The sequence below is a fragment of the Pseudoalteromonas sp. OFAV1 genome (genome assembly GCF_021532595.1).
Classification (GTDB): Bacteria; Pseudomonadota; Gammaproteobacteria; order Enterobacterales; family Alteromonadaceae; genus Pseudoalteromonas; species Pseudoalteromonas lipolytica_C.
In genome coordinates, this window is sequence record NZ_JAKGBG010000005.1 from 96,225 (window position 1) to 120,455 (window position 24,231).

The 24,231-nt window shown below is 41.7% G+C and carries 28 protein-coding genes and 1 tRNA gene; 20 read left to right on the plus strand and 9 right to left on the minus strand.

The annotated features are described in order from the left end of the window. Positions 1–3: 3 nt before the first annotated feature. From L1267_RS04590 to alr, 9 genes are all read left to right on the plus strand, one after another. Complete coding sequence (locus tag L1267_RS04590) at positions 4–456, plus strand: GspH/FimT family pseudopilin (RefSeq protein WP_135926187.1); 453 nt, start codon at positions 4–6, stop codon at positions 454–456. After that, positions 453–851, plus strand: coding sequence for a type IV pilus modification PilV family protein (locus L1267_RS04595; RefSeq protein ID WP_235382217.1), 399 nt, complete (start codon positions 453–455; stop codon positions 849–851). The genes L1267_RS04590 and L1267_RS04595 overlap by 4 nt, the downstream gene beginning before the upstream one ends. Next, a complete protein-coding gene (locus L1267_RS04600; RefSeq protein ID WP_135926185.1) occupies positions 851–1,375 on the plus strand; it encodes a prepilin-type N-terminal cleavage/methylation domain-containing protein in 525 nt (174 codons plus the stop codon). The genes L1267_RS04595 and L1267_RS04600 overlap by 1 nt, the downstream gene beginning before the upstream one ends. Continuing rightward, complete coding sequence (locus L1267_RS04605; protein WP_235382218.1) at positions 1,368–3,116, plus strand: DUF7305 domain-containing protein; 1,749 nt, start codon at positions 1,368–1,370, stop codon at positions 3,114–3,116. Before L1267_RS04600 ends, L1267_RS04605 begins: the two co-directional genes overlap by 8 nt. A 142-nt stretch (positions 3,117–3,258) precedes the next feature. After that, positions 3,259–3,810: an RNA polymerase sigma factor gene (locus L1267_RS04610; protein WP_235382219.1), complete on the plus strand. Its 552-nt coding sequence runs from the start codon at positions 3,259–3,261 to the stop codon at positions 3,808–3,810. Beyond that, on the plus strand, positions 3,797–4,282 hold the full coding sequence (locus L1267_RS04615; RefSeq protein WP_235382220.1) for a hypothetical protein: 486 nt from the start codon (positions 3,797–3,799) through the stop codon (positions 4,280–4,282). The genes L1267_RS04610 and L1267_RS04615 overlap by 14 nt, the downstream gene beginning before the upstream one ends. 11 nt (positions 4,283–4,293) lie before the next feature. Beyond that, on the plus strand, positions 4,294–5,235 hold the full coding sequence (locus tag L1267_RS04620; RefSeq protein ID WP_138557044.1) for a DUF4097 family beta strand repeat-containing protein: 942 nt from the start codon (positions 4,294–4,296) through the stop codon (positions 5,233–5,235). A gap of 292 nt (positions 5,236–5,527) precedes the next feature. Further along, positions 5,528–6,907: a replicative DNA helicase gene (gene dnaB, locus L1267_RS04625; protein WP_135926180.1), complete on the plus strand. Its 1,380-nt coding sequence runs from the start codon at positions 5,528–5,530 to the stop codon at positions 6,905–6,907. Further along, positions 6,907–7,986: an alanine racemase gene (gene alr, locus L1267_RS04630; RefSeq protein WP_235382221.1), complete on the plus strand. Its 1,080-nt coding sequence runs from the start codon at positions 6,907–6,909 to the stop codon at positions 7,984–7,986. Before dnaB ends, alr begins: the two co-directional genes overlap by 1 nt. Here alr and L1267_RS04635 read toward each other — a convergent pair whose 3' ends face one another. Continuing rightward, a complete protein-coding gene (locus L1267_RS04635; protein ID WP_054554201.1) occupies positions 7,987–8,226 on the minus strand; it encodes a DUF2960 domain-containing protein in 240 nt (79 codons plus the stop codon). 114 nt (positions 8,227–8,340) lie between these two features. Here L1267_RS04635 and L1267_RS04640 point away from each other — a divergent pair, with 114 nt between their 5' ends. From L1267_RS04640 to L1267_RS04650, 3 genes are read left to right on the plus strand one after another with little or no spacing between them, the layout of a single operon-like run. Next, positions 8,341–8,598, plus strand: a complete 258-nt coding sequence (locus L1267_RS04640; protein ID WP_054563401.1) for a YkoF family thiamine/hydroxymethylpyrimidine-binding protein — start codon at positions 8,341–8,343, stop codon at positions 8,596–8,598. A 20-nt stretch (positions 8,599–8,618) separates the two neighbouring features. Beyond that, entirely contained in the window at positions 8,619–9,242 is a 624-nt protein-coding gene (gene pnuC / locus L1267_RS04645; protein WP_135926178.1) for a nicotinamide riboside transporter PnuC, read from the plus strand. After that, a complete protein-coding gene (locus tag L1267_RS04650) occupies positions 9,243–10,049 on the plus strand; it encodes a phosphotransferase family protein (RefSeq protein WP_235382222.1) in 807 nt (268 codons plus the stop codon). On the opposite strand, the gene L1267_RS04655 is transcribed toward L1267_RS04650, so the two are convergent. Further along, entirely contained in the window at positions 10,046–10,228 is a 183-nt protein-coding gene (locus tag L1267_RS04655; RefSeq protein WP_054563404.1) for a helix-turn-helix domain-containing protein, read from the minus strand. The genes L1267_RS04650 and L1267_RS04655 overlap by 4 nt on opposite strands. 220 nt (positions 10,229–10,448) lie before the next feature. On the opposite strand from L1267_RS04655, the gene L1267_RS04660 reads away from it, so the two are divergent. Further along, a tRNA-Arg gene (locus L1267_RS04660) sits at positions 10,449–10,523 on the plus strand. 62 nt (positions 10,524–10,585) lie between these two features. Beyond that, a complete protein-coding gene (locus L1267_RS04665; protein WP_138557041.1) occupies positions 10,586–10,807 on the plus strand; it encodes a Rho-binding antiterminator in 222 nt (73 codons plus the stop codon). Here L1267_RS04665 and zntB read toward each other — a convergent pair. After that, positions 10,802–11,773, minus strand: a complete 972-nt coding sequence (zntB, locus tag L1267_RS04670) for a zinc transporter ZntB (RefSeq protein ID WP_135926175.1) — start codon at positions 11,771–11,773, stop codon at positions 10,802–10,804. The two genes, L1267_RS04665 and zntB, sit on opposite strands and share 6 nt — an antisense overlap. A 160-nt stretch (positions 11,774–11,933) precedes the next feature. On the opposite strand from zntB, the gene L1267_RS04675 reads away from it, so the two are divergent. The 3 genes from L1267_RS04675 to L1267_RS04685 all read left to right on the plus strand — a co-directional run bounded on the left by L1267_RS04675 (position 11,934) and on the right by L1267_RS04685 (position 14,686). Then, the gene (locus L1267_RS04675) at positions 11,934–12,356 is read left to right on the plus strand and encodes an ATP-dependent zinc protease family protein (protein ID WP_135926174.1); all 423 of its coding nucleotides are present in this window, start codon (positions 11,934–11,936) and stop codon (positions 12,354–12,356) included. A 56-nt stretch (positions 12,357–12,412) separates the two neighbouring features. Then, positions 12,413–13,318, plus strand: a complete 906-nt coding sequence (rimK, locus tag L1267_RS04680) for a 30S ribosomal protein S6--L-glutamate ligase (RefSeq protein ID WP_135926173.1) — start codon at positions 12,413–12,415, stop codon at positions 13,316–13,318. 309 nt (positions 13,319–13,627) lie between these two features. Continuing rightward, the gene (locus tag L1267_RS04685; protein WP_135926172.1) at positions 13,628–14,686 is read left to right on the plus strand and encodes a succinylglutamate desuccinylase/aspartoacylase family protein; all 1,059 of its coding nucleotides are present in this window, start codon (positions 13,628–13,630) and stop codon (positions 14,684–14,686) included. A 40-nt stretch (positions 14,687–14,726) separates the two neighbouring features. Here the strand turns inward: L1267_RS04685 and L1267_RS04690 are convergent, their stop codons facing one another. The 4 genes from L1267_RS04690 to recQ form a co-directional block, all read right to left on the minus strand. Beyond that, positions 14,727–15,287 (minus strand): mechanosensitive ion channel domain-containing protein, encoded by a 561-nt coding sequence (locus L1267_RS04690; protein WP_135926168.1) that lies wholly within the window; start codon positions 15,285–15,287, stop codon positions 14,727–14,729. A 63-nt stretch (positions 15,288–15,350) separates the two neighbouring features. Beyond that, the gene (locus L1267_RS04695; RefSeq protein ID WP_235382223.1) at positions 15,351–17,063 is read right to left on the minus strand and encodes a POTRA domain-containing protein; all 1,713 of its coding nucleotides are present in this window, start codon (positions 17,061–17,063) and stop codon (positions 15,351–15,353) included. Between the two features lie 67 nt (positions 17,064–17,130). Further along, positions 17,131–17,427, minus strand: a complete 297-nt coding sequence (locus L1267_RS04700) for a DUF3630 family protein (protein ID WP_135926166.1) — start codon at positions 17,425–17,427, stop codon at positions 17,131–17,133. 7 nt (positions 17,428–17,434) lie between these two features. Next, positions 17,435–19,258, minus strand: coding sequence for a DNA helicase RecQ (gene recQ, locus L1267_RS04705; RefSeq protein WP_138557039.1), 1,824 nt, complete (start codon positions 19,256–19,258; stop codon positions 17,435–17,437). Positions 19,259–19,482: 224 nt separating this feature from the next. Here recQ and rarD point away from each other — a divergent pair, with 224 nt between their 5' ends. After that, entirely contained in the window at positions 19,483–20,406 is a 924-nt protein-coding gene (rarD, locus tag L1267_RS04710) for an EamA family transporter RarD (protein ID WP_235382257.1), read from the plus strand. Positions 20,407–20,409: 3 nt separating this feature from the next. Here the strand turns inward: rarD and L1267_RS04715 are convergent, their stop codons facing one another. Together L1267_RS04715 and L1267_RS04720 are read right to left on the minus strand one after the other, a co-directional pair. Next, on the minus strand, positions 20,410–21,645 hold the full coding sequence (locus tag L1267_RS04715) for a diguanylate cyclase (RefSeq protein WP_235382224.1): 1,236 nt from the start codon (positions 21,643–21,645) through the stop codon (positions 20,410–20,412). Positions 21,646–21,723: 78 nt separating this feature from the next. Next, positions 21,724–22,098, minus strand: coding sequence for a DUF413 domain-containing protein (locus L1267_RS04720; protein WP_135926162.1), 375 nt, complete (start codon positions 22,096–22,098; stop codon positions 21,724–21,726). 90 nt (positions 22,099–22,188) lie between these two features. Here L1267_RS04720 and L1267_RS04725 point away from each other — a divergent pair, with 90 nt between their 5' ends. Then, positions 22,189–23,043 (plus strand): LysR family transcriptional regulator, encoded by an 855-nt coding sequence (locus L1267_RS04725; RefSeq protein ID WP_135926161.1) that lies wholly within the window; start codon positions 22,189–22,191, stop codon positions 23,041–23,043. Positions 23,044–23,239: 196 nt separating this feature from the next. Then, positions 23,240–24,172 (plus strand): porin, encoded by a 933-nt coding sequence (locus L1267_RS04730; RefSeq protein ID WP_135926160.1) that lies wholly within the window; start codon positions 23,240–23,242, stop codon positions 24,170–24,172. Positions 24,173–24,231 lie beyond the last annotated feature (59 nt).

A 24,231-nucleotide genomic window follows, 5' to 3' on the forward strand; every position in this document is an offset into this window, starting at 1 on the left:
AAGTTGCGTCGTTTAGTTGGTTTTACCCTAGTTGAATTATTAGTGGTGCTCGGTGTTATTGGGATTTTGGCAAGTCTTGCATTGCCATCTTTTAGCCAGCAGATTTTGCAAGATCGCGTCATTACTACCGCAAATCAACTCAACAACGTTTACAAATATGCACGCAGTGAAGCTGTAAAACGCGATAAGTCGATTCGATTAGTTGTGAGTGATAACCGCTGGGAAGTGACTTTAAATGAAGCCGGTGTTGATACTATTTTAAAAGCATTTTCTGTGACAAAAGCTGGAGTTAGCGTCAATTTGGTCTCATTAACGGTGAGTGCCAGTGGTGAGGTTGATAGACAAGCAAGTATTCGTATTCAAGATGAGCATGTTAACACCACAGACTATGTGATGTGTGTACTTAAAAGTGGGCAAAATTGGTTAGTTGAAAGTTCACAGCGAGGGTGTGCATGAACAAACAAGCAGGTTTTTCATTACTAGAGGTCATGATTTCTGTTGTTATTGCTGGGATAGCGTTATTGGGTTTAGCTGCAGCGCAGTTGAAGTCTTTACAGTATGCGACCAATAGTTTTCATTATACGGTGTCACTTATTCAAGGCCAAAACACAATTGAGCGTTTATGGCCGCATGTCTGTGAAATTCAAAAAACCGATCCCGCTTTGTTTCAGGATGCCACTTTTAGAGAAAGCCTTAAGCCACAAGTAAACGACTACCAACTGACGATTCCGGCTTCTTACAGTAACGATATGCAAATAAATGTTGGCTGGGTTGATAAACGTATGACTGATAACGCTGAAAACCAAATTAGTTTAAACGCCAGTTTTCCCGATTTATCGGCGGCTTGCTAATGATGAAGCGTGGTAAGGGTTTTAGTTTAGTTGAGCTGATGGTTGCACTTGCAGCAGGGGCATTTTTACTTGCAGGCGTGAGTTTATCTTATTCGGCTATTAAAAGTACGATTGCGGTAAGTAAAGAACTTGAAAACGCCCAAGAAGTGATTCGCTTCACAAGTAAAGTGTTCACCCGAAGTATAAAACAAACGCAATTAACGCCAATCGTTAGTGCAGATAACAGCACGATCACAATTACGCAGCCAAGTGGCGTTATTGCCTGTGATGGCTCTATTACCACGTCTCAAGTGACAGAAATCTATCGTTTAAATGGCAACGACTTATTATGCTCGTTAAATGGTGCGGTTGCCGAACGCTTACTAACTGGTATTGAAGCATTATCGTTTAGTTTATCTGGTGACTTGGTCACGATAAGTGTCAAACCACGGGATTTACCAACTCAATTTGGTCAAGGTATCAACATCGATATTGCCTTAACGAACGCAATTTTACTCAAAGCATATGGGAATAGTCGTGTTTAATAAACAAGCTGGTTTTACGCTTTTTACGGTTCTTATTTTAACCAGCATGGCGAGTATTGTGGTGCTGAGTTCATTACGCGAAACAATTGTACAAGAGCGCTTAAGTGGTAATTTTCAGAAAAAACTAAACAGTCGTTTACTAGCCGAAAAAGGTGTTTTTGAACAAGCTAAGTTATTGCAGCAAACTATTAATCGAGAAGGTATTCTCGCGGTTGATGAGTTGATCAATAAAACAAGCGATGCCTCAGGAGTGGGCGTTATCGCTGCTGATGCTACGTTTAATGCCAGTGTAAGTAAAAATGCCGATGGTGAACTAGAAATTGCCAGTTTAGGTCAGCGTTTTGAGGGAGATGCACAAAGTAATCTAGTTGCACGCTTTGCACTGCAAGGAGCTAAAGGAAGCTCTGTATTTACTAATGCGATGGTGGGTTGTAAAGGCGTTAACTTATCGGGGAGTGGCAGTATTGATAGCTACGACTCTAGCAAAGGTAGCTATGAAGAAACAAAATCGAATGATGGCGATGTATCGACCATCGCTGGTGATTCGGATGTTGTGCTGTCTGGTCATTCTCCTATAAGAGGTGATGTTAAGGCTACAGGGGTTATCTACTTAAATGGTTCATCACCGATTATAGGTAATATTCATTCAAATACCGGGGTGTATATTTCACCAGGTAGTGGTTTACGTGTTGACGGTAACGTCTACACGGGTGGGTATTATACCCATCGTGGTGGCACTGTGTCAGGTGTTGTTAGAGCTAATGGCGATGCCAAAATGCAGTGGTCGACGTTTATTACAAATAACCAAGGTGAAGCGCTGGATATTATGTATGGTGGAACAGGTGACTTTAAAGATACCTATAATAATCAGCAAAATGGTGTTCATTACAGTGATAGTAAGTTTAATGTAAACCCAAATGTTGCACCTGTTACCGTTGCAGATCCTAGTGCACCAGATTACGATCCGAGCAACCCAGACACCAACTGTGATCCTCTTATACTTCCAGAGAAAATGGTCGATATTCTCGATGAAGTTACTGACTATGATACTGTTTCGATTGGGCCAACACAGCAATTCAAGCTGAACACTCAAAAAGGTTTTTTTAGTCAAAATGGTCGACAAATTATCTTTCCGACGTTTGCGGATATTTTCTTGTTTGATTCAAATCCACAAACAAAAACAAGCGGTAGTAATAGTAAGGAATCTATATTTGCACTAGACCGATTAAAAATGACCAGTGACGGTAAAATGGAGGTCTCTGGTGGTGATGTTATTTTATTGGTTGATGGTGACTTCTCAATGGAAGGCGACACGACTCTTACAATAAAGAAAGACAGCAGTTTAACCGTGTTAATCACCGGCAAAGTGAGCATTGGTGCGGGAGCAAAAGTGATCACTGAACAAGAAGGGTTAACCAGCAGTGGTCATCCTTCACTGTCATTTTATTCAACATTTAATGGCATCAACGGAGTGCAATTTAGTGGATCTGCAAATTTATATGCTGCGATATATGCGCCCCTCACAACGGTAAAGTTATCTGGTAGTGGTGAGCTATTTGGTAGCGTTCGTGGCTCAAGTATCACAGCGACAGGGGGCAGTGGTGCCCATTACGATGCAAGTTTGTTGCAGGTTAAAAATGGCACGACACCGTCATCTCCAGCTCGTATTGTGTTTTTAGGTTGGCGCTACAAAACCGCAGAAACAAGCGAAGACGAAAGCGACGCATCACCTGCCGAATAACGCAAGCCCCCAAATAAAATTGTGTAAGCTCAATTATTTGTAGCTTACACAAAAAAATTTAATTTCATTTAAACCTTTTGAATCCTCCCTTACGTCTAATACACTAAATTCACAATAATAATCATAAAGGACAACATCCAGGATGTTGATAGATGCAGAACAAGCGTTCGTCCAGCAAAGTGAGCATGCCTTGATCGAGCGGGTTAAAAGCGGTGATCAAGCTGCCTATGCAACACTTTATGAGTTGCATGTGAAGCGGGTTTATAGCCTTTGTTTGCGATTACTTGCAGACAAAGAGCACGCCGAAGATGCAACACAAGAAGTGTTTGTACAGTTGTGGCACAAAATCGCGAACTTTGATGGACGCTCACAATTTTCGACTTGGTTACACAGTGTTACCAGCAATATTGCGATTAGCTACATTCGCAAACATAAAAGCTGGTTTCAAAAAGTAGTGAGTTTTGAACAAAGCGGTATGGATGAGCAAAGCGCAGCAGATTGTGACGGCTTTAACGGCCTCGATAAATTAGTACTGAGACTACCTGAGCGAGCACGTATGGTGTTTGTGCTCCATGCCATTGAAGGTTATCGCCATGAAGAGATAGCAAGCATGCTTGATATGGCGGTCGGTTCTAGTAAATCGCAATTTCACCGTGCAAGGCAGTTATTAAAAGAGTGGTATGAAAATGAGTAAGCCAGAATTTGAACAATTTTTAAATGACTCGCTTAACCAGAAGCAAGATATTAGCCCAGATAAAGATCTCTGGCCGGGTATTGAGCGAGCAATTGCAGAGCCGCAAACGCAGCAAATTGAGAAACCAACTCATGGCTGGAATAAGCTCGCGGCTGTGGCTGCTTGTTGTATTGCTGCACTGTTGACCGTACAGCTTTTTGTCGGTCAAGGTGAATCAAATAGCATGATGGCAATGAGTGATTATTTCACTAAGCAAAAGCAAGGTTTATTGGTGCAGTATCAAAATCAACCTGCATTAACCGATAATTGGCAGCAACAGCTTAAAGAGTTAGAAGAAGCAGAAAGCGCCATCAAGCAAGCACTTGAGAATGAACCTGAAAATCCAGCTTTATTACAAATGCTCTCACAGGTTTATCAGCAACAACTGGACTTAATTAACAAGGTGCATGCACCGAAGTGGCAAACGATTTAGGAGTGACAATTATGAAATTACTAGCTTTAACATTAGGATTATTGCCACTGATGGCAATGGCAGGACAAACCATTAATGAACAAATTGATGTGCCTGTAAATAAACGTATTTTTATTGAAAATCAACGGGGTGATGTACGCATTGAAGGCTGGGATAAGCCTCAACTTAAAATCGAAGGTGAGCTTGATGATAAAGCCGAAGGTTATCGTTTAGATGTGGAAGGCAGCCGTGTTGAATTTATCGTCAAAATGCCGCGTAACTTACGTGGTTGGAATAACGGTGACGGTTCACGTTTAACCATTTACATGCCAAAAAGCAGTGAGCTTGAGTTTGCCGGTGTGAATGTAACCGTCAGTGCTAAAGAGCTTGAAGCCGGCGCTGAAATCGATACCGTCAACGGCGACATTACAGTGCAAAAAATTAGCGGCAACATGAGCTTTGAAACAGTCAATGGTGATGTAAATGCCCATGATCTTAACGGTGATATTCGCTTTGAAACAGTCAATGGTGAAATCAACGATAAAAACTCACAGGGTGCCTTACGCTTTACTGCAGTTAATGGTGATATAAAATCAAAAACCAAAGCGCAAGATGTTCGCCTTGAGAACGTAAATGGTGATATTGACTTTGCCTTTGATGCAATTAAAAAGCTACGCATAAACACAGTAAACGGTGAAGCGGAAGTTCACATCAACAAGCTGCTAGCAGATGCCAATATTCGTTTTGAATCAGTCAGTGGTGACGCCGAGTTTTACTTCCCTGCAGATGTATCGGCAAAGTTTGAAATTGAAGCTCATGCTAACGGTAAAATCGTTAATGAGCTGAGTGATGACAGAGCAACGAAGGCTAAATACGGCCCATCTAGCGACTTAGAATTTAGTATTAACGGTGGCGATGCTGATATCGAAATGGATACGATTAGCGGACGCATTGAACTTCGTAAACAGAAATAACGATTACAGTTCACTCAATTACAATATTTCACTCAATTACAATAAAGCGGGAGGACTTCCCGCTTATACCAATCGTGTTAAGTTGTTGGTCTTAAATAGCGACAGATAAATGAAGTGATAACAAGGCAGAAATTTTGACATGTAGTTACTCTACTTTAGACATTTCTAACGCAGTTAGCGCTTTATTTAGCATGCTAGAATGACCAAATATTTAAGTCGATTGGTATTAACTATTTGCACAGCCTTAGCAAGTCGATAGAATAGAGCCATTCAATTTAAGTTTTGTGAAGTTATGGCCAAACCAGATAAGCAAGTCGACACATTAAAAGTTCCTCCCCATTCAATTGAAGCTGAGCAATCTGTTTTAGGTGGTTTAATGCTTGATAATCAAGCGTTTGACCGTGTTGCTGAGTTAGTGGTTGCACAGGATTTTTATACCCGCACCCACAAGCTAATTTTTGAAGCAATGGTGAGCCTTGCTGAAAGTGGCGACCCTATCGATTTGATCACTATTTCTGAAAGCTTAGAAAAAAATAATCAGTTAAGTAGTGTCGGTGGTTTTGCCTACCTTGCCGAAATTGCCAAAAACACGCCAAGTGCAGCGAACATTGATGCTTACGCGAATATTGTTCGTGAACGTGCTGTTATCCGTGAAATGATTGGTGTTGCGAACGAAATTGCCGAAGCTGGCTTTAGCCCTGAAGGGCGTACCAGCCATGATTTGCTCGACTTTGCCGAAAGTAAAGTATTTAAAATTGCAGAGCAACGCACAAAAAGTACTGAAGGGCCGCAAAGCTTACATAGCATCTTAGAAAAAACCGTCGATAAGATTGAAGAGCTTTATCAGTCGCCGCAAGATGGTGTAACCGGTGTAAGTACAGGTTATACCGACCTTGATAAAATGACGGCAGGTATGCAGCCTTCTGACCTTATCATCGTGGCGGCACGTCCATCGATGGGTAAAACCACCTTCGCGATGAACTTAGCCGAACACGCAGCTATGACACAAGATAAGCCTGTGCTTATTTACTCACTAGAGATGCCTTCAGAGCAAATCATGATGAGGATGCTGGCATCGCTAGGTCGCATTAACCAAACTAAGGTGCGTACTGGTCAGCTTGATGATGATGACTGGGCGCGCCTGTCGTCAACCATGGGCTTGTTGATGGAAAAAGGTAAGATGTATGTTGATGATGCATCGGGCCTAACACCCACAGATGTACGCTCGCGTGCACGTCGTATTGCCCGCGACCATGGCGGTATTAGTATGATCATGGTCGACTATTTACAGTTAATGCGTGTACCAAGCTTATCTGATAACCGTACCTTAGAGATTGCTGAAATATCTCGCTCATTAAAAGCACTGGCAAAAGAACTGCAATGTCCGGTTATTGCATTATCACAGCTAAACCGTACTCTAGAGCAACGTGCCGATAAACGCCCAATCAACTCCGACTTACGTGAATCAGGCTCGATCGAGCAGGATGCCGACTTAATCATGTTTATTTACCGTGATGAAGTGTATAACGAAGACAGTGCTGAAAAAGGCGTGGCCGAAATCATCATTGGTAAGCAGCGTAACGGCCCAATCGGTAAAGTACGTTTAACGTTCCAAGGTCAATTCTCGCGTTTTGATAACTACGCGGGTCCAGCTATGGATGACGAATACTAATGCGCTTAGCCATTGCCGAAATCAACCTTCAAGCACTTGCCCATAATTTAGCGCAAGTGAAGCGCTTTGCGCCTGGTTGCAAAGTAATGGCGGTGCTAAAAGCCAACGCCTATGGTCATGGCTTAGTAAAAATTGCCCAATACTTAAATGATGCCGACGCTTTTGCGGTAGCACGAATTGACGAAGCGTTAGCGCTACGTGCCGGTGGACTGACAAAACCGATTGTATTGCTTGAAGGTTTTTTTCATCAAGACGATCTGCCAATTTTGCTGGCGAATAACTTTCAAACCATCATTCATGATGAGAATCAGCTCACCAGCCTTGAAAATGCAATGCTTGATGCACCGATTGCATGTTGGTTAAAAATTAACACCGGCATGCATCGCTTAGGGATTGCACCATCGCAATTTGAGTCTTTTTACAGTCGCTTAAAAGCAAGTCCTAATGCCCGTGATGACATTAAATTAATGACGCATTTTTCGTGTGCCGATGACATCAATGATGAAAAGACCGCTCAGCAAATTGCTTTGTTTGATTCATTAGCTGATGGCAAAAGCGAGCAGTATTGCCTTGCAAACTCAGCTGGCATTATTGCTTGGCCAAAAGGTCATGGCGAGTGGGTACGCCCGGGGTTGATGCTCTATGGCGTATCGCCAATGCTTAATGGTGTTGGTCAACAGCACGGGCTTGAACCTGTTATGCGTTTAACGACACGCGTTATTGCGATTCGTGATGTTGAGGCTAATCAATGTGTTGGCTATGGTGGCCGTTGGTGTAGTGATAAAGCCACTAAGCTTGCCGTAGTTGCGATGGGCTATGGTGATGGTTATCCGCGTCATGCCGAGCAGGGCACACCGGTTATTATTAAGTCGCAGCGCTATGGTATTGTCGGCAGTGTGGCGATGGATATGATCACGGTCGATATTGGTGATAACCACGACAATATCAAAGTAGGAGATGAGGTGATCATGTGGGGGCCTGAGCTTCCTGTTGAAGAGATTGCCCAGTGTGCGACCACCATTCCTTACGAGTTACTGTGTAATATCACCCCGCGAGTAAGCTACGAGTATCAAGAATAACTATTCTTTAATAAAATACACGTCGCTAAAGCCCATTCGTGCGAATTCTTGATCACGAAAATTACGCACTGCTGCAGAACCTTTTGAAGTCATTTCGACTTGCTGTTCCATCTTTAAATAATTCGTTAAATCAATGCCTTCAGCCGCAGCTATCGCATGATACATATCGCGGTATTTATCTTTAGCAAAATTGATTTCGCGCGGTTGGTTTTTAAATTTATAAGTGATGCGGCGTGCCATAATGAGTCCTCAATGTTTATCGGGGCTGATTTTACACTAAAAAATAGCCAGAGCCATGACTTGTTAGTATAAGCGAGTTACAATGCAATACTTTGAAAATACTCGGTAACGCATATGAAACTTTCAGTAGAGATCAGCAAGTATCCACTTCACCAAGATTATATTCCGTTTATTAAAGGTTTTATTGACCGTGTAAATAGTTATGAAGGTCTAAAAGTGATCACCAATACCTTATCGACACAGATTTTCGGTGATTATGATTTAGTGATGTCTGTACTTAATACTGAAATCAAACGTTCATATGAAGAGTTTGGTAAAGCTATTTTTGTTTGTAAGTTCTTACATGGTGACTTGTCGCCTAGCGAAGACTAATCTCTAAAGTAGCGCGTGTTATGGAATTTTTGAGCGAAACCTTCTCAGGCTTTACTGCCATGTCGCATTGGGAATACATTGCCGTTGCATTGTCGATGGCGTATTTACTGTTAGCGATTAAAGAAAGCCTATGGTGTTGGCCTGCCGCGTTTTTGAGCACCTTTATTTATACCGTGATGTACTGGAATGGCGCACTGTTGATGGAGTCGCTACTTAATTTTTACTACATGTATATGGCGGTATATGGTTGGGTAGTTTGGCGCCGGGGCATGAACAATAAAGATCATCTGCCAATAATTTCTTGGTCGTTGAAGCGCCATGCAGTGATTTTGCTTGCTACTTCATTAGCTTCAGTTGTTATTGGTTTTGTGATGACCAATTACACCCATGCTGATTTTGCTTATTTAGACAGTTTTACCACCTGTTTTGCTGTGGTGACAACCTACCTTGTTGCTAAGAAGGTACTGGAAAACTGGTTATACTGGATTGTGATTGATGCAGCTTCGATGTATTTGTACTTTGAAAAAGGTTATTACCCAACCTTAGTTCTTTTTGTGTTTTACACCATTATGGCAGCGTGGGGCTTTAAAACTTGGTACGAAGAATACGAGCAGCATCAGGCTAAGCCGCTTGCACAGCTATAGATGAAAACTGAGCAACAAATTCACGCGTTATTTGCGCGTTTTGACCCCCATTTAATTATTACCTCAATCAGCCCGCTGGTTGAGGGATTAAGCAATGACAACTACTTAGTAAAAACCTCAAATAAAGATTTCTTGGTTAAGCATTATCGCGACCACTGGCCTGCAATTGGCCTTGCTGCGCAAACGCACTTTGCAAAGCAAAGCTGCTGTCCAGCACCGCTTTGGTTAGAGCAAGCAACCGATACCGCTATTTTTGAATACGTGGCAGGTAGCATTGCAAGCGGGGAGTTCTGTAGTAGCTTATTGCCTGATTTAGTGAATTTACATCGTTATCCTGTGCTAACTGAGCCTATGGATATTGCCTACGAAATTAACTATTACCAGCAAACACCCCGTTACCAGCAACACGCAGAGCTAATTAAGCAATCACTGGCTTATATTGCTTCAGCACCAAAAGATATGGGCTTTTGCCATAATGATTTAGTAAAAGAAAATATCATTGTGAATGAATCAGGTATGTTTTTGATCGACTTTGAATATGCCAAAAGTAACGATGTTTATTTTGACTTAGCGGCGCTAGTGGTGAGTTTTGCACTGAATGACGAGCAGCAACTAGCATTACTTAAAAGTTACCATGCGCTTGTGTGCGACCATTACGAGTTTAACTTATCAGTTGAAAAGCTCGCGGCGTTTCATGCATTGTTTTTACTTTTATGTATTTGCTGGTATGAACAACGTGGTGCGATGGACAAAGTGGCTCCACTGCTTACACAGCTTAACCACTTCATATTAAAAGTTAAAAACTAAAGACCGCCAATTCGCTCGGCAAGCTCTTTATATTTTTTTACGTCTTCTGGATCAAACAAAGGCTCACCTTTGTCATCTTGTGATTTAGAGATCAGTAAATGTTCGCGAGCAAGGCGTTTTACACGTTCAACTTTGACACCTAAAAATTCCGCCACTTGCTCTGTAGACATTAAACTCATGATCAAATTCCCCTTATGCGGCAAAGAATGCCACCTTGTTATTAATTTTACTAAGTATACGTTAATACCTTGGTTCTGCCCGAAAGTGAAGTGTTTTAATGCAAATTGCTGAATTTATGTGCATATAGAGAGCTCGGCGCTAGCATTTAATGACAGATGCCATTATCATTGCCGGGTTGTCATGCTGATATCGCGAGTCAGTACTGGCGACGACAAATGTGCTCTCGTGGTGAAATGGATATCACGTGGCCCTCCGGAGGCTAAGTTGCAGGTTCGATCCCTGCCGAGAGCGCCATTTGCTCTTCACTTTAATATCTTCTAAGCTCGATTTACTCTTTAATAAAACTCAAAAGTAAAATGACCTATCAACCCATAGACTGTGGCGACTACGATAAGTACGAATTATGGTGCATGCATAAATCATTATTGAGTATTACCTTAGTATCTGGTGAACAGGTAGAGGGAAGGGCTGAGACACTTAAAATATTTAACTCCGATGGCGAGCACCTGATTTTGGCGACAAAAAAAGGCGAACATGCCGTCCGCCTTGATTTAATTAAAAAGGTTATCGCGTTATAGCCACTTCTTATTTTTAAAGTAAATGCCAATTCCAACGGTTAGCACCAGCAAGAAAATAATAAACAAGCTAAATGCATAAGGGCTTTCAGTGCCCGGAATTCCACCCACGTTTACACCGAGTAAGCCTGTTAAGAAGCCAAGTGGTAAAAACAGTGCAGCAACCACCGACATCACATACATGCGTTGGTTTAGTTGCTCCGACACTTGGCTGGTAATCGCTTGTTGAATAATTTGTGCACGTTCAATCGAGCTGTCTAGCTCCTCTAAATAACGGATCAACATATTGGTTGTTTCGTTTAAGCGAGCTTTATCGTCTTCATCTAGCCACTTATATTTGTTGTTTAACAAAGTAATAAGTGCTTCTTTTTGTGGTCTTAAATAACGTTTTAACGCGATTGTCTGACGACGAATTTGCGCTAGCGATTGATGATCAAAGCCTTTGTTTGGTTCATCAATTTCATCTTCAAAGCCATCGAGTGTGTCATCAAGGCTATCGATCACAGCTTGCATACGAGACGTTAGGTTTTGCGCTAATTGACACACTAATTCAGAGATTGAGCAAGGGCCATTACTACCATCGAACGATTCAACAACGTCTTGCACCGATAATAAACGGCGTTTACGCGTTGTAACAATAACATTCTCGTTGATGAATAAACGTAACGACACCATATCTTCTGGACTTTGCGCGGGGTTTAAATTTACACCACGTAAAAACAGCATGTTACCGTTGGTAACTTTAGTTAGGCGAGGGCGTGTTTCATCAGCAATAAGGGACTCAAGTTCGTAATCTGTTAATAAGTTACTTTGTTCAAGCCACTGCACTGCATCGGCCTGACTGTAGTCCATGTGAACCCAAAGTTTTCCGTGTGCAGGTTGCCAATTTTGCAGCTCGGTACTATTGTCAATAGCACGTGCGCCGCCTTGTTCGTCTAAGATTAAGACATGAAGTAACCCATTGATCATATTGAGCTCTCATTTTACAAATAGTGCGATATAGTTGAGTATATACATTAGTATAGTCAAGACTATATTAATGAAATCGATTTATCGAGGGGATAAATATATTTCGTTGGTGTTTCTAGCGCTGTAGCGTATAAGACACTTTTTTAAAGAGGGCACATGAATGACCGCAAAAATGATAGTTGGCTGGCGTGAGTGGCTGAGCTTGCCAGAACTGGGCATTGAGAAGATCAAAGCGAAGGTGGATACAGGTGCGCGTACATCTTGTATTCATGCGTTTGATATTGAGGAATTTTCAGAAAATGGCGAAAACTGGGTGAAATTTAGTACCCATCCTCTGCAAGAAGATGTAGAAACAACAGTGTTGTGTCGTGCAAAAATCGTTGAGCGTAAGTACGTGACCAGTTCGAGTGGTCAGCGTGAACTTCGTTACTTTATTGAAACAAAACTCGTTGCAGGAGATCAAAGCTGGCCTGTAAGAGTAACCTTAAGTAACCGTGCAACGATGAAATTTAGAATGTTGCTAGGGCGCACAGCAATGGAAAATCGTATAGTCGTTGATCCGGCTTTATCACACTTATTATAAAAAGGACTTATGACACATTTTTAATGTGTATGAGTTAAACAGTTAAGGTTTTAACTATGAAACTTGGTATTTTATCTCGCAACCAAAATTTATATTCAACACGTCGCTTGATAGAGGCAGCAGAACAGCGTGGTCATGAAGTAAAAGTGATTGATGCACTACGTTGTTACATGAACATTAATTCAGAGCAACCAGAAATTCATTATCGTGGCGAAAATTTAAAAGATTTTGATGCTATCGTGCCACGTATTGGTTCATCAGTAACTTTCTATGGTTGTGCGGTATTACGTCAGTTTGAAATGATGGGCGTATTTCCTGTGAACGAGTCTGTTGCTATTACCCGTTCACGTGACAAATTACGTTCACTACAGCTACTCTCGCGAAAAGGTGTGGGTATGCCAGTAACAGGCTTTGCGAGCAAACCTGATGACGTAAAAGACTTATTAAGCATGGTAGGTGGCACACCTGTAGTAATTAAACTACTTGAAGGTACGCAAGGTATCGGTGTGGTATTAGCTGAAACACGCAAAGCAGCAGAAAGTGTAATTGAAGCATTCATGGGCTTGAAAGCCAATATCATGGTGCAAGAGTACATCAAAGAAGCTGGCGGTGCTGATATTCGCTGTTTCGTACTAGGTGATAAAGTTATTGCTGCTATGAAGCGTCAAGCTCAAGAAGGTGAGTTCCGCTCGAACTTACACCGTGGTGGTAGTGCGACACTTGTGCGTATTACGCCTGAAGAAAGAAGAACTGCTGTTGCAGCTGCTAAAGCGATGGGCTTGAACGTAGCAGGTGTCGATTTACTTCGTTCTGCACGTGGTCCATTAGTGATGGAAGTAAATTCATCACCAGGCCTTGAAGGCATTGAAGTAGCAACAGGCAAGGACATTGCTGGCATGATCATCAATTTTATTGAGAAAACAGCCGCTACAAAAAGAACTGCAACTCGTGGTAAAGGCTAAGCCTTTACCCATAATTATGTATACCCAAACCACCTCAAGGTGCGAGTTTCAGTTGGAATTAAAAGCGATTTAGGCAAGGCATTGATTGTAAGTAATAGTGGTTCTATTGTTAAAATCAATAACGCAGTATAAATCGCTTTTAAACCAACCCTTTGGGCGCTTCACAGGCACTTACTCTCATCGTTGTTACTTCTTAAAAGGGACTGCCATTCTTGCAAAGTAACGCCTTGATATTAAGCACCTGTGAAACGCTGAATTCTGCATCTAGAGGAGGTTTGGGTATTAGCGCTCTATTAAAAGGAACAGTGCGTGGCTAAGGTTAAGAAAAATACACCGTTTTCAATTTTAGGTGATACGGTGGGGGTTGGCGAACGTAAAACATTTTCTATTGAAGCTGCTAAGCTTTATACCCATTCGCCGTTAAATATTCCGATTGAAGTCGTCAATGGTGTGCAGCAAGGACCGGTATTAATGGTATGTGCGGCCATACATGGTGACGAGCTCAATGGTGTTGAGGTTGTTAGGCAATTACTGGCTAAGATTGAGCCTGAGCAACTGCGAGGGACTATTATTGCAGTACCGATTGTGAATGTATTTGGATTCATTCACAAATCACGCTATTTACCTGATCGCCGAGATATGAACCGTAGCTTTCCGGGCTCAACCCGCGGTTCATTAGCTGGGCGCATGGCTAATGCATTTTTCTCGCAGGTAGCTATGCATTGTACGCATATTATTGACTTACATACGGGCGCGATACACCGGACAAACTTGCCGCAAATTCGTGCTAATTTAAGTGATCCTGCAACGGCAGCTATGGCGAAAGCCTTTGGTACTCCAGCGGTGATTGATGCGTCACTTCGTAATGGTTCATTACGTAGTGAGGCGGCAAATTTAGGTATTCCAGTGATTACTTATGAAGCTGGTGAAGCGCTTCGCTTTGACCCTATTGCCATTGCTGCAGGTGTGCAAGGTGTTGATTATGTAATGCGCCATTTAAAAATGGTACGTGGTAAGCGAGCTAAGAAGCTACCAGAGCCGGTTATTGCAAGCTCAACAAGCTGGGTACGCGCCGAAGTTGACGGTATTGTGCGTGCACAAGTATCACTTGGTGAGCGAGTAATGAAAGGGCAAGTGTTAGCTTATATCAGCAGCCCACTTGGTGATGCTGAGCTTGAGCTACTCGCTCCGCGCAGTGGTATTGTGATTGGTCAACAAACCATGCCGCTTGTGAACGAGGGGGATGCCGTATTCCATCTTGCTTACTTTGCTCATGCAAATAGTATTGTAGAGCAACAACTTGAAAACTTTATTGATGAAATAAGCGATATTGAAGACGAGTTGAAAACGGCAGATTTAAATAATTAGCCGTTAAAGTATTTTATAAAAAAAGCCGCAATTGCGGCTTTTATTTTTTTGGCCCTAAAATGCGCTTTATGGTTGGCGCTTTAGTCGCTGTTGGTGGGGTCTTTAACACCATCACAGGGCGGGTAACAAAGATGTTGTTTGGGTAAATGACTTTGTGGCCATCAACATGCTCAAGCACCACGTTCATTAACCCCATTTCGATAATACGCCCTTCTAAAAAGTTTGCACCGTCAATTACTCTGACCCAAAAACCAACCCGACAATCGTTTTGAATAAACATCAGCAAGAAGGCTGTTAGGTTGCTTAGTAACGACCAAGCAGCAAAAAGGGCTACACCCAACATGGCAAAAATGGATGAGCCTAGTACTAACAAGCCGCGCAGCTCTATACCCCAAAAAACTAATACTAAGCATAGCATTACGATCGCCAAAATAATGTTAAGGAGTAGCTCTGCACGGTACTCTCGGTGCGGATCAGCTTTACCTTTAATGGCTTTTAAAAGCAGTTTTTTGGTGGTTTTACGTAGTAGCGGATAGAGCAAAACCGCGATGATTGTCACGATTAAATGATATTGCTCATTAAAAAATTCGACGAAGTCCAAAGGGGTTCCCAAGCTAATAATTTACGTCCGATTTTAGCGCGTTAGTTGCTGAATAACACTAGCTTAAAAGGTATTTTTAACAGTCACAAGCCATTGTACTGAATCTATCTCATCATCGTGATTATTTATCGGTGCGGCAACATCTAGATGGATTACTGTTCCTGCATTGGCACGACTAGGGGCTAAACGAAGACCCACACCGACATTTTGTAGTACATTGCCATTTTCACCATTGTTTTTGTCGTTATACCAAGCTCTGCCAATATCATAAAATGCCGCGCCACCGACTTTGAATAACTGCAATAAATCGTATTCCCAATAATAGCGTTTTTCTAAAGTCACTAAAAAGCTACGATCGCCTACTTGGTAATCGAGCGGGTAGCCTCTGAGGCCGTTTTCTCCACCTAGAGTAAGTTGTCTGTCGGCGGTCAGGTTTTTTGCGTACTGCAGGCGTGCTTTAGCATACCAGCTTTGCCTAAGAGTCGTATTAAGGTAATACTGGACTTGCGTGCTTGTGAAAAGATTTTCAACATCATCAAGGGCTTCGTTCCAATAGCCGTCTATGTCGGCTTTAAAGCGCCAAAGTTGATTATCTCCGCTGTAGTGCGCTTTTGATAATGATAGTGAGTAAATGGCACGACTTGAATCATCGCTAAAGTCTTTGCTTGAATAACCAAGAAGAGCTTGGATATTCCATCCAAGATTGAGGTCTTCGGTACGATATATGCTGTCGAAGTTTCTTACTTTGATGTAATGATCTTCAAACCATTGCGCACTCACATAGGGGTAACTAAGGCTACGATCATCTGCAATAGGGAAGCGCGTTTGTGAAATGTCTTTAAAGGTCTCTTCGCGGTTTTCAATGCCGAGTTTTATGCGCTGGGTCCAATTATTGGCAAGTTGTGATGAGTGACCAAAGTAAGCGCGGCTTAATACAGTTTTTTGTTCAAACTCACTGACCACATCTCCCCGATAATAAAGTGATTCGCGGCGCTCATCAGAGTAGCTTGTTGCGCCATAACTATAAGGTGTATCGATAGAAAAAAACGGGTAACTTACATCGATGTAATGACGCTTACCATCGTCGTTATCGGAATATTCTAGCCGCCCACGATAGCGGCTTGAAAAGATATTAGGATCATCATAAACAAATAGGTAACCGGTACGGTCAGCATCATGCGTACGCGAGAACGACACGCGTTTACCCCAACCTAAAAAGTTTGACTCGCGAAATCCAAGGCTTGACTCATTTTCGCCACCGCTGCGGCTGAAACTTATTTCTGGCAGTAAGGTCCATAAATCGCGGGTGACAACATTAACGTGTACATTTCCGTCACAGTCAAGCTTGGCGTTAATACGGGCGTCATACAAATAACCTTGTTTACGCAGCAGTCGCTCAGACTCTAGTAATTTACGTGGATTGTAAACATCACCTTCTTTGAATAGTAAAACGCTGTGTATTACATCCGGCTCAGTGGTCATGTGAGCACGATTAGCAAAGCGAAATAAAAAGTTATTTTCTTCTTCAAGCTCGGTATTAAATACATTGAGCTGCTCAAGTTTTATAGAAGTTATTTTGCTGCCTTCAGCAGCCTGCGGAAGTGGGTTATCGGTATCAAGTTGGCGGCGCAAATTGTTATCTTGGGATTTTAGTGTGCGCTGATTTTGACAATAGTTGCTATCGTCTATGTCTTGCTGTTCTGCATACACGTTCGTTACCAAGCTCACTGGCAACAAAATTAGTAGAGCAACGAAGTGCGACTGCTTAAAACCCATTTACACCCTTAGTTGATTGTTTCCTATACAGTCACTACATACTAAGCGTGGAAAAAAGTCTAGCTTATTATTGTAACTGTGTGACTAAATGCTGATAAAGCTCGCCTAATATCTCTGTAGCTTCTACGCCCTCAGCATTTATCCAAATACTTTCACTGTAATGTTCAAAGTTTAGATTAAAACTATGATCTGTAAAGTGAAATCTTAACTGATGTCGATCGGCTCCAGCATCAAAGTCGGCAATTTTTATTGCGGGTGTATGTAAAAACAAGGTAGCCCATAATTCAAAATCTTCGTCATGAGGAGGCTCGCTTGCTTGCACAATGATGACTGCATGTTCTGCATCAAAAGTAAGTTCAGTCATGGTAGTCCTAGTTTGCGGCTAAGTAGTCGCGGATAGTATTTAAAAATGGTGCGCCGTATTTATTTAGTTTAGTAAAACCAACACCCGACACTTTTAAGAACTCGCTATCATTAGTTGGCATAAGTTGCGCCATCTCAGCAAGCGTTTTATCGTTGAATACTACATAAGGTGGCACATCATCCGCATCAGCCAGTTCTTTACGTAAGGCACGTAATTTAGCAAACAGTTTTTTGTCGTAATTAAACTGGGCGAGTTTATCTTGGTATACGTGCTTGGCTTGTAAGCGAGGCTCGGCAAGTTGTAATGCATATTCACTTTTAAGCACTGCACGGGCGGCTTCGGTTAAACGTAACGATGAGCCTTGCGTGATGTCTTGGCTTAATAACCCTTGGTGAATAAGTTGCCTTAAAATACTTAGCCAAAATTCCACGCTGTGATCTTTACCAATACCATAAGTACTTAGCTGGTGGTGATTATTATCACGAATGCGGCTGGTATTTGCACCACGTAGTAGTTCAACAATATAGCCAATCCCAAAACGTTGCTCGGCACGGTACACACAAGATAGCGCTTGCTGCGCAACGAGTGTGCCATCAAAGCTGGTTGGTGGGTTTAAGCAAATATCACAGTTGCCACAAGTTTCGCGCTTATATTCACTAAAATAATTGAGTAAGATTTGTCTGCGGCATGTTTGTGCTTCGGCAAAGCTGGCCATCGCATTAAAGCGCTGTTCTTCAACGCGGCGTCGTTGCTCGTCTTCAATATCTTCAAAAAAGCGCCGCACGCGGCCTATGTCAGCTGGATCAAAATACATAATCGCTTCTGCGGCAAGGCCATCACGACCAGCTCGGCCTGTTTCTTGGTAATAGGCCTCAATGCTTTTTGGAATATCGTAATGCACCACAAAGCGCACGTTTGGTTTGTTAATACCCATACCAAATGCAACCGTTGCAACCACAATTTGAATATCGTCTCGGGCAAAGCCTGATTGCACAAATTGGCGTTGCTCGTTACTCATGCCTGCATGATAGGCTGCGGCATTAAAACCTGCATCAGCAAGTTTTTCAGCAACATCGTCAACCCGTTTACGGCTGGTGCAGTAAATAATGCCACTTTGATTCTGCTGCTCTTTTAAATAGCGAAGCAGTTGCACCATAGGTTTGAATTTTTCTTCAATGGTGTATCGAATATTAGGTCTATCAAAGCTGCCTGTGTGCACATACGGCTGGTTAAGCTGGAGCTGTTCGATTATATCGTAACGAGTTGCCTTATCTGCTGTCGCTGTAAGTGCCATCATAGGTACATGCATAAAGCGATGTTTTAACTCGTTGAGTCGACAATAATGTGGCCTAAAATCATGGCCCCAATGAGACACACAGTGTGCTTCATCGATGGCAAAAAGTGCTAAATTAAGATGACTTAAACGTTCTAAAAATTCATGTTGCAACACTTTTTCTGGCGCCACATACAACAGCTTAATTTGCCCGTAGTGCAATTGCTGATATACCGCTTGCTGCTCTTCAAAGGGAAGGCTGTTATTAATATATGCAGCCTGTACGCCAAGCGCTCTTAGTTGGGCAACTTGGTCTTGCATCAGAGAAATAAGCGGCGAGATGACCACAGTCACACCATCGAGGATTAATGCCGGGACTTGATAGCATAAGGATTTGCCTCCACCTGTTGGCAGAAGTACAAGCGAGTCTTGTCCGTCTAGCGCTGCGGCTATAATCGCTTCTTGGCCATCACGAAAATCCTTGTAACCAAACACTTGTTTGAGTACGGCGTGTGGTGATCGAACGGGTGTGTTGGACATTGCGGTATTGGTATTCATCGCCGAGCATTTTAGTGGTTTTTTAAGGCGATGTCTTTAGCAATATACCAAATGACCTCAAGATGCAGAATTAAGCGTTTCACAGGTGCTTAATATCAAGGCGTTACTTTGCAACAATGGTAGTCCCTTTTTAGAAGTAAATACATGGGTTTATTTAACGCGTTTTGCTTGCGTCACTGCTTAGTGGGCGTAAAATAATGTTTTTAACCTACAAAGCCAAGCTTATGCCTACCAATATTGAACAGCGAAAAGGGGTTATTTTCGCATGTTTAGCTTTTTTTATGTGGGGTCTTGCACCCATTTACTTTAAGTTTTTGCAGCAAATATCTGCATTTGAAATCTTGATGCATCGCGTTATTTGGTCGGTGTTATTTTTACTTCTTATTATCGCAGCTCGTCATCAATGGCAGCGTATTCGTATTGTGCTTGGGCAACCTAAATTACTACTGATGTTGGTGATAACAGCCAGTTTACTAGGCTTTAACTGGGGCTTATTTATTTGGGCTGTGAACAATAATCATATGCTTGATGCAAGTTTAGGATATTACATCAATCCATTGATCAATGTGTTACTTGGTATGTTGTTTTTAGGTGAGAGACTGCGTAAATGGCAAGGCGTTGCGGTAGGTTTAGCACTTTGTGGTGTGTTACTTCAACTTGTGAGCTTTGGTTCATTCCCCGTGGTTGCTTTCTCACTAGCCGGTTCGTTCGCCATTTATGGATTATTACGCAAAAAGCTGCCAATTGAATCATTACCAGGCTTATTACTAGAAGCGCTTATTTTATTGCCTGTGGCGCTTATTTACTGGTGGTTGATGGCGCCTTCAGCAAGCTCTGATTTAACAGCGAATGATTGGCACATTAACCTGTTACTCATCAGTGCCGGAGTGGTAACAACCTTGCCGCTGTTATGTTTTACAGGTGCCGCAAAGCGCCTGCAGTACAGCACGCTGGGCTTTTTCCAATACATAGGTCCAAGTTTAATGTTTATACTTGCAGTGGCTTTTTACGGTGAAGTATTTGATGCTGAGCGTGTAGTGACTTTTGCGTGCATTTGGAGTGCGCTGGCACTATTTAGTTGGGACTCGTATCGACAAAGCCGTAAACAACGAAAGGCGCAATTAGAAGCGGTGACAAAGCCTGTTTAGGCTTTAGCTAACTAACTTATTGCGTCCAGACTCTTTTGCTTGATAAAGCTTTAAATCAGCCTGTTTAATCAGTTCATCTAGACTGTAAATAGGCTGATGATGAAAGCCTATGGATAAAGTGAAATGAATTTGCTCTTTACTAAACTCTGGGCTGTGCTTTTCAATAAAAGCGCGAAATTTTTCTAGGCGTTGTAATGCTTCTTCTGGATCTTGATCTGCAAAATACACGGCAAACTCCTCACCACCAAAGCGGCCTACTAAATTATCTGCAAAATATTGGGTCATGTGATGTGATAACGCTTTGAGCACTTCATCACCTGCATTATGGCCATAATTATCATTAATAGATTTAAAATGATCAATGTCGATCATGCCCAGGGATACCGACGAGCCAGCTTGTTTAGCGGCTTTTAAATGTCTATTTGCTTCACCGAAAAAGTAACGTCGGTTTGGTAGTTTAGTTAGGTAATCGGTATTTGCTTGTAAACGAATCGTTTTGATGTTTTCAAGCATGTCGACGTTTTGGCTTAGTCGACAGTAGAATTCTTCATTATTAAATGGCTTTCGTAGGTAGTCGTCTGCGCCTGATTTTAAAAAACGCGTTGATAGATGCAAAGTATCATAAGCAGAAATACCGATAATTGCTTTTTCATCGTTGGAGTATAAACGGCGTATTTCAACACAGAGCTCTGCACCGCTCATGTTCGGCATTTCGTTATCAGTTATTATCACTGAAATTGTTGGGTTTTCAGCTAATACTCTGAGAGCATCGACGCCATCAACGGCTTCAATTGTCTGGTATTTGTGGCGAGCTAATAAATGACAAATTAGCTGACGAGTTGCTTTTGAATCATCGACCACTAACACCAGTATTTGCTCATTGCGAGGTAAACGCGCCAGTTGTTTTTCTAGGTATTGATAAGCTTGTTTATTTTCTTTGGTAATGTAATCAATGATTGGGTGCTTTTCGACGATATTACGCGTGGTTTCATCAAGGTTACCGGTCATAACAATAGTCGGTATATCGGCAGCGATGGTGCAGGGGACGGCTTCACCTAAAGGTGCGTCTGGGAGAATAAAATCAACCACAGCACAAAAATAATTGTGCTCACTTATAAGCTTTTTTGCTTCGGCTAAATTACCTGCAATGTCTGCTTCATAGCCAACTTTTTGCGCGATATGTTTTTGCACTCGCGCAATGGTTGGCGTATCTTCAATTATTAGTATTCTTCGAGTCACAGCTTGCCTTGTAATAACTTATTGGCGAAACAAAAGTTATTACAAGTTTTAACCCTAAAAGGGTAAAAAAGCAAATCGTTATAAGCTATCTGACTCAGAATAATACTCAACACTTTGCGGTGTAGGACTGGCAATACGTGAACGACCAAACAAAGTGTGAAACTTCGTTTTACAGGTTGTTTGTTTTAGGTATTTCATCCAAGCGCGTTCAACTGGGTTTGTTGCTTCAAGGTTACCGGTAACAACTTGCACAAATTGAGTTTGAAATTCATTTTGTGGTTCTAGGGTTTTGTTGTATAAACCCTTTAATACAACACCATGCTGTTCGAGAATGTCGGCTTCTAGCAAAGTGAAGTGACCACTACGACCAAAACCGCGTGGGAAGTTTTGATCATCATAAAATTGACGTTGGCTTGCAAATGCCTGACGAAGTGATGAAATGTCATTGCTCATGGCTTTATCCTCATGCCCTAATTTCTTGCAGGAGTATGGATCAAGTTGTCGATTTTATTAAACAAGTTATTTTTATCGTAAGGGTAAAAAATGGATATCGATTTATTGAAGACTTTTGTCGAAGTGGTTCGTACTCGCCATTTCGGCAAAGCAGCTGAAAATTTATATATTACGCAGTCTGCAGTGAGTTTTCGGATCAGGCAGTTAGAGCAAGGTTTAGGCGTTAACTTATTTATTCGTCAACGTAACAATATTCAGTTAACAGCACCGGGTGAGCGATTACTGCCACATGCGCAAATGATCATTACCGGCATGCAACGTGCAAAAGTTGATGTGGCGCTTGCTGATAATATGCACAAGCAGATTAGTTTAGCAGGTACACCTAATATTTGGGATGCTTTTTTACAGTTTGGCATCACAAATATTGTTTCTGCCATGCCGGGTGTATCGTTAGTCGCTGAAGTAAAAGCACAACAAGAAAGTACTCGCTTACTATTAGAGCGTACATTAGATTTAGCGGTACTGTTTGATCCTCCTAAAGTGGATGAGCTAGTTGTTGAACGAATTTGTGAGCTGCCAATCATTCCTGTGAGTGCTTTTGAAACAGCTAACAGCGAAAACTTTTTCGACAATCAATATGTTTATGTTGATTGGGGTACTACCTTTTCTTTGTGGCATGCTCGTGAGTTTAACGGCCACGCGCCTCCTTACTTTAGAACCAGCACAGGGCGTATTGCTCTTGATTTAATTTTGAAGTGCGGTGGTAGTGCGTTTATTCCTAAGTTATTAGTAGAAGAGCAGTTAAAAGCGGGTGATTTATACCATGTTGAAGATGTTGCTCATACCTCGCGAGATGTGTTTGTTGCTTACCACAGAGATAATGAACAAACACCTCTTTTAGAAAAGTTGGTAACCTTACTAACTGAGCTGCAAATAAAAACTTAAAATTTATTTAAATTAGCTTTTATAAAAACTTAACCGTGAAACAGTAAGTTACGTTTTTATTTCAGAAATAATTATATTTCGTGAAGCTAAATTGACGATTTTATTTCAATTGTCATCTTTCTGTCATTTTTCGCTGTCACACTGCGCGCATTGAAACACAACATGTGTTTTTTGTTGCGATTATTGAGGAAACGACATGAAATTTGCAAAGTCTAGCTTATTCCTAGCTTTATTTGGTGGCTTATCTTTTTCTGCATTAGCTGATGTAGATGTATATGGTAAAGCAAACGTGACTGTTCAATCATCAGATGATGGCGAAGGGTCTTTCACAGAAATTAAAAGCAATAACTCACGTTTTGGCTTAAAAGGCTCAGAGAAAATCTCTGAAGGCTTAGAAGCGGTTTATAAATTTGAGTTTGGTGTTGACGTATCTGACGCTGATTCAAAAGGCGACAATGATGACAACATCACTGCACGTAACCAATATGTAGGTCTTAAAGGCAGCTTTGGTCAGGTTGTTATCGGTCGTAACGATACAGCTATGAAGCAATCTCAAGGTAAAATTGATTTATTCAATGACCTTGAAGCAGATATCAAAAATGGTTTCAAAGGCGAAAACCGTTTAGGTGACACAATTTCTTATGCTTCTAAAGATTTCAGTGGCTTCAAAGTATTAGCAACGTATGTGGCTGAAGATGATGTAGATGCTGATAACGGTTACTCAGTAGCGCTAACTTACGGCGATGCAAAACTTAAAGAAAGCAAACTTTATGCATCAATTGCAGCTGACAGCGAAGTAAAAGGTTACGACATTGTTCGTGCAACAGTGCAAGGTAAAGTTGGTGACTTCAAACTAGGTGCTATGTACCAAACACAAGAGAAAGTGGATGGTAGTGCAGAAGCTGATGGTTACTTAGTAAATGCTGCTTACCAAATGAATAGCAACACCTTCAAAGTACAATACCAAGTAATTGACTTTGATGAAGGCGACAAGAAAACAGCTATTTCTGCAGGTGTTGATCACAAGCTAAGTAAAAACACGAAAGTATTTGGTTTCTACTCAACGTTTGATACAGATAATCAAGTTGACCAAGATTACTTAGGTGTTGGTATTGAATACAAGTTCTAATCCAACCCTTGGATAACTCCCTAACTTGTCAGCCCAGCTTATTAGCTGGGCTTTTTTAT